Annotated in this window: 11 protein-coding genes; all 11 read left to right on the forward strand. The window is 33.9% G+C overall.

Annotation, left to right across the window (positions count from 1 at the left end):
• The first annotated feature begins 12 nt into the window (after positions 1 to 12).
• The 11 genes from divIC (at position 13) to lysS (ending at position 11,516) form a co-directional block, all read left to right on the forward strand.
• The gene (gene divIC, locus HMPREF3154_RS11115; RefSeq protein WP_070474733.1) at positions 13 to 414 is read left to right on the forward strand and encodes a cell division protein DivIC; all 402 of its coding nucleotides are present in this window, start codon (positions 13 to 15) and stop codon (positions 412 to 414) included.
• A gap of 96 nt (positions 415 to 510) precedes the next feature.
• Positions 511 to 915: a S1 domain-containing RNA-binding protein gene (locus tag HMPREF3154_RS11120; protein ID WP_002436830.1), complete on the forward strand. Its 405-nt coding sequence runs from the start codon at positions 511 to 513 to the stop codon at positions 913 to 915.
• A gap of 202 nt (positions 916 to 1,117) precedes the next feature.
• Positions 1,118 to 2,404 (forward strand): tRNA lysidine(34) synthetase TilS, encoded by a 1,287-nt coding sequence (gene tilS, locus HMPREF3154_RS11125; protein ID WP_049428184.1) that lies wholly within the window; start codon positions 1,118 to 1,120, stop codon positions 2,402 to 2,404.
• 15 nt (positions 2,405 to 2,419) lie between these two features.
• Positions 2,420 to 2,959: a hypoxanthine phosphoribosyltransferase gene (gene hpt, locus HMPREF3154_RS11130; protein WP_002436810.1), complete on the forward strand. Its 540-nt coding sequence runs from the start codon at positions 2,420 to 2,422 to the stop codon at positions 2,957 to 2,959.
• Positions 2,960 to 3,243: 284 nt separating this feature from the next.
• On the forward strand, positions 3,244 to 5,379 hold the full coding sequence (ftsH, locus tag HMPREF3154_RS11135) for an ATP-dependent zinc metalloprotease FtsH (RefSeq protein WP_002436841.1): 2,136 nt from the start codon (positions 3,244 to 3,246) through the stop codon (positions 5,377 to 5,379).
• Positions 5,380 to 5,677: 298 nt separating this feature from the next.
• The gene (hslO, locus tag HMPREF3154_RS11140; protein WP_002436823.1) at positions 5,678 to 6,559 is read left to right on the forward strand and encodes an Hsp33 family molecular chaperone HslO; all 882 of its coding nucleotides are present in this window, start codon (positions 5,678 to 5,680) and stop codon (positions 6,557 to 6,559) included.
• Positions 6,560 to 6,879: 320 nt separating this feature from the next.
• Positions 6,880 to 7,812: a cysteine synthase A gene (gene cysK / locus HMPREF3154_RS11145; RefSeq protein ID WP_002436801.1), complete on the forward strand. Its 933-nt coding sequence runs from the start codon at positions 6,880 to 6,882 to the stop codon at positions 7,810 to 7,812.
• Positions 7,813 to 8,119: 307 nt separating this feature from the next.
• The gene (folP, locus tag HMPREF3154_RS11150; protein WP_023350803.1) at positions 8,120 to 8,923 is read left to right on the forward strand and encodes a dihydropteroate synthase; all 804 of its coding nucleotides are present in this window, start codon (positions 8,120 to 8,122) and stop codon (positions 8,921 to 8,923) included.
• The gene (folB, locus tag HMPREF3154_RS11155) at positions 8,901 to 9,266 is read left to right on the forward strand and encodes a dihydroneopterin aldolase (protein WP_002436772.1); all 366 of its coding nucleotides are present in this window, start codon (positions 8,901 to 8,903) and stop codon (positions 9,264 to 9,266) included. The genes folP and folB overlap by 23 nt, the downstream gene beginning before the upstream one ends.
• On the forward strand, positions 9,267 to 9,746 hold the full coding sequence (folK, locus tag HMPREF3154_RS11160) for a 2-amino-4-hydroxy-6-hydroxymethyldihydropteridine diphosphokinase (protein ID WP_002436837.1): 480 nt from the start codon (positions 9,267 to 9,269) through the stop codon (positions 9,744 to 9,746).
• 282 nt (positions 9,747 to 10,028) lie between these two features.
• Positions 10,029 to 11,516 (forward strand): lysine--tRNA ligase, encoded by a 1,488-nt coding sequence (lysS, locus tag HMPREF3154_RS11165; protein ID WP_002436798.1) that lies wholly within the window; start codon positions 10,029 to 10,031, stop codon positions 11,514 to 11,516.
• Positions 11,517 to 12,043 lie beyond the last annotated feature (527 nt).

The raw sequence follows: 12,043 nt of genomic DNA on the forward strand, positions 1-12,043 counted from the left end.
AGGTGACAAGCAATGAGCAAAAAAGTGGAGAATATAGGTAATCAGTATACATCGCAAGAAAATAAGAAAAAGCAACGTCAAAAAATGAAGATGCGTGTTGTTCGAAGAAGAATTACCGTTTTTGGCGGTATACTTTTGGCAATTATACTGATTTTATTAGTATTGCTTGTCATTCAAAGACATAGTAACGATCAAGATGCGGTGGAACGAAAACACAAAGAAGCACAATTTCAAAAGCAACAAGATGAGGAAATTGCATTAAAAGAAAAATTAAACAACCTTAACGATAAAGATTACATCGAAAAAGTTGCTAGAGATGATTATTATTTAAGTAATAAAGGCGAAGTTATTTTTAGATTACCAGGTGATAATAAATCCTCTAAATCTAAACCATCCGACGATGACGATAATTAGAGCAATAAAATAATCTGATTATAGCATTGTTAAATTACGCGAACAGGAATATAATAAGGATAAAATCGAATCTAACCAGGAGGATTTATTTAGAATATGTCAATCGAAGTAGGAAACAAACTTAAAGGTAAAGTTACAGGTATCAAGAAATTTGGTGCATTTGTAGAATTACCTGAAGGAAAAAGTGGTTTAGTTCATATCAGTGAAGTGGCTGATAATTATGTTGAGAATGTCGAAGACCACTTATCAGTTGGTGACGAAGTTGAAGTAAAAGTATTATCAATTGCTGATGACGGTAAAATTAGTCTATCGATTAAAAAAGCTAAAGATCGTCCTCGTAAACCTCACCACAATAATAAATCTAATCATGGGAGACCAGCTCAAAAAACTGAAGACTTTGAGAAGAAATTAAGTAACTTCTTAAAAGACAGTGAAGATAAATTAACTTCTATTAAACGTCAAACAGAGTCTCGTCGTGGCGGTAAAGGCTCAAGACGTTAAGATATAAATAGATTGAACAACCATCAATGTTACATCTTCTGTGAGATGTCGAATTAAGAACAATGTGCGATGGCAATGATATAGAAAATAATCGATGGTTAAACATGTAGCACTCTTACGGGGTGGGATGATGAATTCAAATATAACACTTTTGAATTCTCTCCTACTCCTATTTTATTTTTTAGATAAGAGAGGTGAGACGATGAAGTTAAATACGCAAGGATGGAACAACGATGCACATATCATTGTCGCAGTTTCAACTGGCATTGATAGCATGACCTTATTACATAGTTTATTAAACCAGTACCGTGATACCTATAAAACATTGACCTGTGTACATGTTAATCATGGATTACGAGCGCAATCAGTTGAAGAAGAAATATTTTTAAACGAGTATTGTCAAAAAAATCAAATTAAATTATATGTTAAACATCTCGACTTATCTAAAATAGTTGATAAAGGAAATAGTATTCAAAATGAAGCGCGTCGATTGCGGTATCAGTGGTTTGGAGAAGTCATTCGTGATTTAAATGCAGATGTATTACTTACAGCGCATCATCTTGATGACCAACTTGAAACGATTCTTTATAGGGTGCTGAGTGGTCGTTCAACTAGAAGCTCATTAGGAATGTCTGATATCTCGAACTATGAAGATTACCTTGTGTGTCGTCCTTTGCTGAACATTTACAAAAAAGACATCATCAATTACCAAGAAAAGTATCAGGTTCCATATTTTGAAGATAGTTCTAATCAAGATACGAAATATGTTAGAAATGATATACGACAACGGATTATCCCAAGTATTGATAACAATCCGTTTCTTGATTCCCATCACTTGTTAAAGTTAAAGGAATGGCACGACAATGAACTACAATTGTTAAAAGAACATGCGCGTTACTTTGTCGCTCACTTTGTTTCTAAAAATGATAGCGTCGCGGGGTATACATTTTCAAGGGAAGCATTTAACCGACTTAATCCTAATGTTAAAACAACTGTGATGGATCAATTATTAGAGGATATAGTGACCCATTCAACTATTTCACAAAAAACGTATGACGAGTGGTTCCAACAAATCCAAAATGAAAAATCTCAATTTCATATCGATATTACAGATAAATGGATAATTCAAATTGCATATGATACATTAATAATAATGGCTAAATTAGAAGACAATATATATATAAAGCAAAATATTATGATAGACCGGCCAGGACTATATCAATTTAACGACTATGATATATGTATTAAGGAACACTTACCTCAGACGTCTTACCCTCTTAAAGTTCGTGCGAGACGTAATGGAGATATGTTCAAATTAAACGGGAGAAATGGACATAAAAAAGTGAGTCGTTTATTCATAGATCAAAAAATTCCTGCAATTGAACGGGAACAAATGCCAATAGTACTAACCTATTTAAATGAAATAGTAGCAATAGGCGAATTATATGTTCATGAGCAGTTTAAAGATTTAATTACGATTAAAAAATGATGGAGATGAATGATAATGCATAATGATTTAAAGAATGTTTTGTTAACTGAAGAAGACATTCAAAACATTTGTAAAGAATTAGGAGCGAAAATTACTGAGGACTATAAAGACCGTCCTCTAGTGTGTGTAGGTATTCTTAAAGGTTCAGTTATGTTTATGGCAGACCTTATCAAACGAATTGATACACACTTATCAATCGACTTTATGGATGTTTCAAGCTACCATGGTGGTACAGAATCAACAGGAGAAGTTCAAATTTTAAAGGATTTAGGTTCCTCTATAGAAAATAAAGATGTACTCATTATTGAAGATATTTTAGAAACAGGAACAACTTTAAAATCAATTACTGAATTGCTACAATCTCGTAAAGTAAGTTCTTTAGAAATTGTGACTTTATTGGATAAACCTAATCGACGTAAAGCTGACATTGAAGCAAAATATGTTGGTAAGAAAATTCCTGATGAATTTGTTGTAGGTTATGGTTTAGATTATGGGGAATTATATAGAAATCTACCATACATTGGTACTTTAAAACCTGAGGTTTACTCTAAATAGATTTCATTTAAATATATGACTTATTTATGAAGCGTATGTTACAACTATCCGTACGAGTTAATGTAGTGAAGACTCGATTTATATGTGATAAGCTTTTTTATCAAATTAACTAACGATAAACATGACGATAAATGAATGATTTAGATAGCATAATTAAAGAAATATATAGTTGAAATTGACTAAAATTGAACAATCAATACGAAAGTTGAAATACTAGCCTGTGTAAGAAGTATTGTGTTACAATTTTTGTTAGTTTTATTATTGGAAGTAGGAGGAAATGACGCATGCAGAAAGCTTTTCGCAATGTGCTAGTTATCGCAATTATAGGCGTTATTATATTTGGTCTATTTTCGTTCTTAAATGGTAACGGAAAAACACCAAAACAGCTTACATACACTCAATTTGTTAATAAGTTGGATAAAGGCGACTTAAAATCATTAGAAATCCAACCTGAACAAAATGTCTATATGGTAAGTGGTAAAACTAAAAATGATGAAGACTATTCATCAACAATTTTATATAACAATGAAAAAGACTTACAAAAGATCACTGATACAGCTAAGAAACAAGATGGTCTAAAATTTAAAGTTAAAGAAGAAGAAAAACAAAGTGTCTTTGTTAGTATTTTATCAACACTGATTCCAGTATTAATCATTGCATTATTATTTATTTTCTTCCTTAGTCAAGCCCAAGGTGGTGGCGGCGGAGGTCGTATGATGAACTTTGGTAAATCCAAAGCAAAAATGTACGATAGTAACAAACGTCGCGTTCGTTTCTCAGATGTTGCAGGTGCTGACGAAGAGAAACAAGAATTAATCGAAATTGTAGATTTCTTAAAAGATAATAAGAAATTTAAGCAAATGGGATCTCGAATTCCTAAAGGTGTTTTACTTGTAGGACCTCCAGGTACCGGTAAAACTTTATTAGCACGTGCAGTTGCAGGGGAAGCTGGCGCACCATTCTTCTCTATTAGTGGTTCTGACTTCGTAGAGATGTTTGTCGGTGTCGGTGCAAGCCGTGTTCGTGATTTATTCGAAAATGCTAAGAAAAATGCACCATGTATTATTTTCATTGACGAAATTGATGCAGTAGGACGTCAACGTGGTGCTGGTGTTGGTGGTGGTCATGACGAACGTGAACAAACACTTAACCAATTATTAGTTGAAATGGATGGTTTCGGTGAAAATGAAGGTATTATCATGATTGCTGCAACTAACCGTCCAGATATCTTGGACCCAGCGTTATTACGTCCAGGTCGTTTCGACAGACAAATTCAAGTTGGCCGTCCAGATGTTAAAGGCCGTGAAGCCATTCTTCATGTACACTCTAAAAATAAACCACTTGATGAAACAGTAGACTTAAAAGCCATTTCACAAAGAACGCCAGGTTTTTCAGGTGCGGATTTAGAAAACTTACTTAACGAGGCTTCATTAATTGCTGCACGTGAAGGTAAAAATAAAATCGATATGCGTGATATAGAAGAGGCAACTGACCGAGTTATAGCCGGTCCAGCTAAGAAATCTCGAGTTATTTCTGAAAAAGAACGTAATATCGTTGCGCATCACGAAGCAGGACATACTATTATTGGTATGGTTCTTGATGAAGCTGAGGTCGTGCACAAAGTAACTATTGTCCCTCGTGGACAAGCTGGTGGTTACGCGATGATGTTACCTAAACAAGATCGTTTCTTAATGACTGAGCCAGAGTTACTTGATAAAATTTGTGGTTTACTTGGTGGACGTGTTTCTGAAGATATTAACTTCGGTGAAGTATCAACAGGTGCTTCTAATGACTTTGAACGTGCAACTCAAATTGCAAGATCAATGGTTACTGAATATGGCATGAGTAAGAAACTTGGACCGTTACAATTCTCTAGTAGCGGTGGTGGCCAAGTATTCCTTGGTAAAGATATGCAAGGAGAGCCTAACTATTCTGGACAAATTGCTTACGAAATTGATAAAGAAGTCCAACGTATTGTTAAAGAACAATATGAACGTTGTAAACAAATCTTGTTAGAACATCAAGAACAACTTAAACTTATCGCTAAGACATTGCTTACTGAAGAAACGTTAGTTGCAGAACAAATACGTGCATTGTTCTATGACGGTGAATTACCTGAAGTAGATTATGATGCAGCTAAAGTTGTTAAAGATGAAGACACAGATTATAGTGACGGAAAATATGGTAAATCTTACGATGATATTCGTAAAGAACAGCTAGATGAAGGCGACGAGAAAGAAAAAGAAGATCGTAAAGAAAATCGTGATATCGAGCACGAAAGACGTCGACAACATAATGAAGACCACGATTATAAAGGTCAAGAGTCTGATCAAGACTCTGATTCTGATGTAACTGGTCATGAGCAGTCACCAAACATCGATAAACCATATGATCCAAATAATCCAGATAATAGACATTAATTAAGTTAAATGAAGTCTCTTTCTACTCGTTCTTTGAAGAAGTAGGAAGAGACTTTTTAATTTGATACGTAGTTTATTGTAGAAATATATTAATATCAGTTTATGAGTTTATTATTTCAATAAGTTGCGAATGTCTGCTTTTCATATTATTTAATGTGTATTGAATTGATGTGCATTTTCAAAATTGAGCAACACATTTCATATTACTAACCAACATATGTATAATAGCTACTCAGTAACGAATTAAAATGATTAAAATGAATGAGAATAGATTAAAAAATTAAAAGGAGAATGACTGATGACACATGATTATATCGTAAGAGGATTGGCTTATGACGGTGAAATTAGAGCTTATGCTGCAACTACAACTGAATCTGTGCAAGAAGCCCAAACAAGACACTATACATGGCCAACTGCTTCAGCAGCAATGGGACGTACGATGACTGCTACGGTAATGATGGGAGCAATGTTAAAAGGAGACCAAAAATTAACTGTAACGGTTGATGGTCAAGGACCAATTGGAAGAATCATAGCTGATGCCGATGCAAAAGGTAATGTACGTGCATATGTAGACCATCCACAGACGCACTTCCCTTTAAACGGACAAGGTAAATTAGATGTTAGACGTGCAGTAGGTACTAATGGTTCAATCCAGGTAGTTAAAGATGTAGGTATGAAAGATTATTTCTCTGGGGCGAGTCCAATTGTTTCTGGTGAACTAGGAGATGACTTTACGTACTACTATGCAACAAGTGAACAAACACCATCTTCAGTAGGTTTAGGTGTATTAGTGAACCCTGATAACTCAATTAAAGCTGCAGGTGGATTTATTATACAAGTTATGCCTGGTGCTAAAGATGAAACTGTTACAAAATTAGAAAATGCTATTAATGAAATGGAACCTGTATCTAAATTAATCGAACAAGGTTTAACTCCGGAAGGTATTCTTAATGAGATTTTAGGAGAAGATAACGTTCAAATTTTAGATACGACAACAGCACAATTTGAATGTAACTGTAGTCATGAGAAATTCTTAAACGCTATTAAAGGTCTAGGTGAAGCAGAAGTACAAAGTATGATTGATGAGGATCACGGAGCTGAAGCTGTGTGTCATTTCTGTGGAAATAAATATCAATATACTGAAAGTGAATTAGAAGATTTGTTAACAGCGATGAAATAATTCTGTATTGAATAAGTATGATTAAGTATTAAAATTATATAAAATTAGGCGAGGAGATAGTTAAACTGTAAAGATTGTTCGTGAATGTGTCGTTTTTAAACATATATTAAGGTGGCGCGTATTGTACGATTTGGTGCAACTGTCTCCTAACGTTTAATTTGATTTCTTCAGGGAAAAATTCTAATGTATATGTTGAATATAGTTTTTTATTGAGAACAAGACAATTTTGTTTCTCTTTTTAGAAAATTCTGATAGAATATATCTATATCCGATGGGAAAACTAAGTTTTAATATTTATATAACAAAAAGGAGTGTTCTTAATGGCACAAAAACCCGTAGATAACGTTACACAAATTATTGGTAACACACCTGTAGTTAAATTAAGAAACGTAGTTGATGAAGATGCGGCAGATATTTATGTAAAATTAGAATATCAAAACCCGGGCGGTTCAGTAAAAGACCGTATTGCACTAGCAATGATTGAAAAAGCTGAACGTGAGGGCAAAATTCAACCTGGCGATACTATTGTAGAACCAACAAGTGGTAACACTGGAATTGGTTTAGCTTTCGTATGTGCAGCTAAAGGTTACAATGCTGTTTTCACAATGCCTGAAACAATGAGCCAAGAACGTCGTAACTTATTAAAAGCTTATGGTGCAGAACTTGTATTAACACCAGGGTCTGAAGCGATGAAAGGTGCTATTAAAAAAGCTAAAGAGCTTAAAGAAGAACACGGTTATTTCGAACCACAACAATTCGAAAACCTTGCAAACCCTGAAATTCATGAACTTACAACTGGTCCTGAACTTGTAGATCAATTCGAAGGTAAACAAATTGATGCATTCTTAGCAGGTGTAGGTACTGGTGGTACTTTATCTGGTGTTGGTAAAGTCTTAAGAAAAGAATACCCTAATGTTGAAATCGTTGCGATTGAACCAGAAGCTTCACCAGTATTAAGTGGTGGAGAACCAGGTCCACATAAATTACAAGGTTTAGGTGCTGGTTTCGTACCTGACACATTAAATACAGATATTTACGATAGCATTATTAAAGTTGGAAATGATACTGCGATGGATATGGCACGTCGTGTTGCTAAAGAAGAAGGTATCTTAGCAGGTATTTCTTCAGGAGCTGCAATATACGCAGCAATCCAAAAAGCAAAAGAACTAGGTAAAGGTAAAACAGTTGTAACAGTCTTACCAAGTAATGGTGAGCGTTACCTATCTACGCCTTTATACTCATTTGATGACTAAGATTTAATATTTGAATATATAGTAAACTTTGCAAACGAAGATGTTGGTAAAGGTACTTTAAAGTCGAGATGTACAAAACTTTGGCTTTTAAGTCTCCTTTGATCCACATCTTCGTTTTTTATATTGTTAATTTTGTTGTTCTATAACACTGTTTTATTTTTCTAAATAAAAAATGTGCTCAAAATGTATGATAATGAATGATATGATTAATAGTAAATTGTGTAAGTAGTTTGATTTGAATTTTCAAGAATAATAAGTTTTTATACATAACTTTGAAAAGAATTTCAATATAGAAAAGGTGAAACACATGACTAAAACAAAAATTATGGGCATACTTAACGTCACGCCTGATTCTTTCTCAGATGGAGGTAAATTTAATTCAGTAGACAAAGCTACTAAACGAGTAAAAGAAATGATTGATGAGGGTGTTGATATCATTGATATTGGTGGCGTGTCGACACGACCTGGTTATGAAGAAGTATCTTTGGAAGAAGAAATGGAAAGAGTTATTCCAGTTGTTAAAGCACTAGTACAATATGATATACAACTTTCAATTGATACATTTCGAAGCGAGGTTGCTGAAGCATGTCTCAAACTAGGTGCTACAATGATTAATGATCAATGGGCAGGTTTGTATGATCCCAAAATTTTTAAAGTTGTAGCTGAATATGGTGCTGAAATCGTTTTAATGCATAATGGGGACGGTCGAAGAGAAGACCCCGTCGTAGATGAAATGCTTACGTCACTTCTTGCTCAAGCTAATAAAGCTGAAATGGCAGGTATCCCACAAGAAAAAATTTGGTTGGATCCAGGAATTGGTTTTGCTAAAACACGCGATGAAGAAAATGAAGTGATGGCTCGTTTAGATGAACTGGTAGCAACTGAATATCCCATTTTATTGGCAACAAGCCGTAAAAGGTTTATTAAAGAAATGATTGGAACAGATACAACGCCATTAGAGAGAGATGAGGCCACAGGAGCAACAACTGCCTATGGTATAATGAAAGGTGTTAAAGCTGTTCGAGTTCATAACGTTCAGTTGAATGCGCGGTTAGCTCATAGTATGGATTTTTTAAAGGAGAATGAACATGAACGACATAATCTTTCTTAACGGTATGCGTTTTTATGGATATCATGGGGTGTTACCATCAGAAAATGAAATTGGTCAAATATTTATAGTAGATGTTACGTTGAAGGTCGACTTAAAAGATGCTGGTCAATCAGATGATGTTGCAGATACTGTAAATTATGGCGAAGTGTTTGAAGAAGTTAAATCAATTGTTGAAGGTAAGCCATCTAGATTGATTGAACATCTAGCTGAACGTATTGCAAAACGTATAAATTCACACTATAATCGTGTAATGGAAACGAAAGTTAAAATCACTAAAGAAAGTCCACCCATTCCCGGACATTATGATGGTGTAGGAATTGAAATAGTGAGGGAGAATTGCTAAATGGTTAAAGCGTTTTTAGGTTTAGGGAGTAATATTGGAGAACGTGAAACGCAACTTAAAGAAGCTATAAGGATTTTAAATCGTTTTGATAATATTAAAGTGACTCAAATCTCTGATATTTATGAAACTGAACCAGTGGGATACACTAATCAACCGAACTTTTTAAATTTATGTGTTGAAATAGATACAACATTAGATCCTCAATCTTTACTATCATGTTGCTTAAAAACAGAACAACAACTCCATCGAGTAAGAGTTAAACGTTGGGGGCCAAGAACTTTAGATGTAGATATATTATTATATGAAGATCAAATTATCGAAGAAGATAATTTATCGGTACCACATCCGAGGATGAATGAACGTTCGTTTGTGCTTATTCCTTTAAATGATATTGCTTCGAATCAAATAGAACCTCGTACCCATCTAACTATTGGCAATTTAGTAACCGCAGACGATACTGTTAAAAAGTATAATAAGTGAGTAGCAATAAAAACAAATATTTAATTTTTAGAGAAGTTGAAATAAAAGCATAAATTGCTTTATTACATTTACAACGTCTTGTAGAATTAAAAAGTGAGAAGATTGGCGTTGTGGAAATGATAAACCAAGATTGATGATATCTTATTGGTTTTAAAGATAAAGTTCATATAGCTTTAGATGAATCTAAAACCGAATAAGTATTTTATATGACTAACAAAATTTCTATCAAGAACGCATGGAACAATCCATAATTTAAACAATAAGCTTAAAGGAGAGAAAGTTATGTCAGAAGAAATGAATGACCAAATGCAGGTCCGTCGTCAAAAACTACAAGAATTAATAGATTTAGGAATAGATCCGTTCGGTCATCGTTTTGATCGTAGTGCTACTTCTAACGAGTTAAAAGAGCAATGGGATCAATTTTCAAAAGAAGAATTACATGAAAAAGAGGACGAAAGTCACGTTGCAATTGCAGGTCGTTTAATGACAAAACGCGGTAAAGGTAAAGCAGGATTTGCACATATCCAAGATTTAGAAGGTCAAATTCAAATTTACGTAAGAAAAGACCAAGTTGGAGAAGAACAATTTGATATTTGGAAAATTGCTGACTTAGGTGACATTGTTGGAATCGAAGGTGTTATGTTTAAAACTAATACTGGTGAAATCTCAGTTAAGGCTAAGTCATTTACATTATTATCTAAATCATTACGTCCTTTACCAGATAAGTTCCATGGACTACAAGATATTGAACAAAGATATCGTCAACGTTATTTAGATTTAATAACAAACGAAGATAGTACACGTACATTTATAAATCGCAGTAAAATTATTCAAGAAATGCGTAATTATTTAAATAAACAAGGTTTCTTAGAAGTAGAAACACCTATGATGCATCAAATTGCTGGAGGTGCGGCTGCACGTCCATTTGTTACCCACCATAACGCATTAGATGCTACGTTATATATGCGTATAGCTATTGAATTACACCTAAAACGCTTAATCGTCGGTGGTCTTGAAAAAGTATACGAAATTGGCCGTGTATTCCGTAATGAAGGCGTATCTACACGTCATAATCCAGAATTCACAATGATAGAATTATATGAAGCCTACGCTGATTATCATGATATTATGGATTTAACTGAGAGCATGGTTAGACATATTGCTCAAGAGGTCTTTGGTTCAGCTAAAGTTTCTTATAATGATGAAGAAATAGATTTAGAGTCTTCTTGGAGAAGACTTCACATTGTTGATGCAGTTAAAGAAGCCACTGGCGTGAATTTCTATGATGTTAAAACTGATGAGGAAGCGGTAAGCTTAGCTAAAGAACATGGTATTGAGATTACTGAAAATATGAAATATGGTCATATTTTAAATGAATTCTTCGAACAAAAAGTTGAGGAAACGTTAATTCAACCTACATTCATTTATGGCCATCCAATTGAAATCTCTCCATTAGCTAAAAAGAATCCAGAAGATCCTAGGTTTACTGATCGATTTGAACTATTTATAGTGGGAAGAGAACATGCGAATGCTTTCACTGAATTAAATGACCCAATCGATCAACGTGAACGTTTCGAAGCACAACTTGTCGAGAAAGAACAAGGTAACGATGAAGCGCATGAGATGGATGAAGATTATATTGAGGCGTTAGAATATGGTATGCCTCCTACAGGTGGATTAGGTATCGGTATCGATCGTTTGGTAATGTTACTAACAGATTCACCTTCTATCAGAGATGTACTATTATTCCCTTATATGAGACAGAAATAATTTTCTAGTCTAGTGCTAGTTGCATCAATCATCTATATGGTGGTTGATGCTTTTTTTGTATTTAAAATGCTTTATTATTGAGGGTGAAAAGTCTATCAATTTGATAAATCTATAATGTGTGTAAGGCGTGCTATATAAAAAATTTCCATTACTAAGAAATATAATTATCATTTTTTAGGGGAAAGTGGTGATTTTTCACAATAAAATATACAAATGGATTTTAAAAATGCAAATATTATCATAGATTTAGCCTTTAGCTTATGGTAGAATATTACGAGTGAAATAAGTTAGGTGCATTTAAGAAATATAGATTAAAAACGATTGAAAAAAGTTCTATAAAAGTGTTGACTTGTTTATTTAAATGAAGTAACATATAAAAGTCGTCAAAAACGAGGACGCATGTTATGAAATTGTAAACGAAATTTTAACAAAGTGTAAAATTGACCGTTGCAAAGTCATTTACAAGTGTGTATCATATATAAAGTAAGTTAATTTTGTCTGGTGACAATGGCAAGGAGGTCACACCT

The organism is Staphylococcus sp. HMSC06C11 (assembly GCF_001808345.1).
Lineage (GTDB): Bacteria > Bacillota > Bacilli > Staphylococcales > Staphylococcaceae > Staphylococcus > Staphylococcus capitis.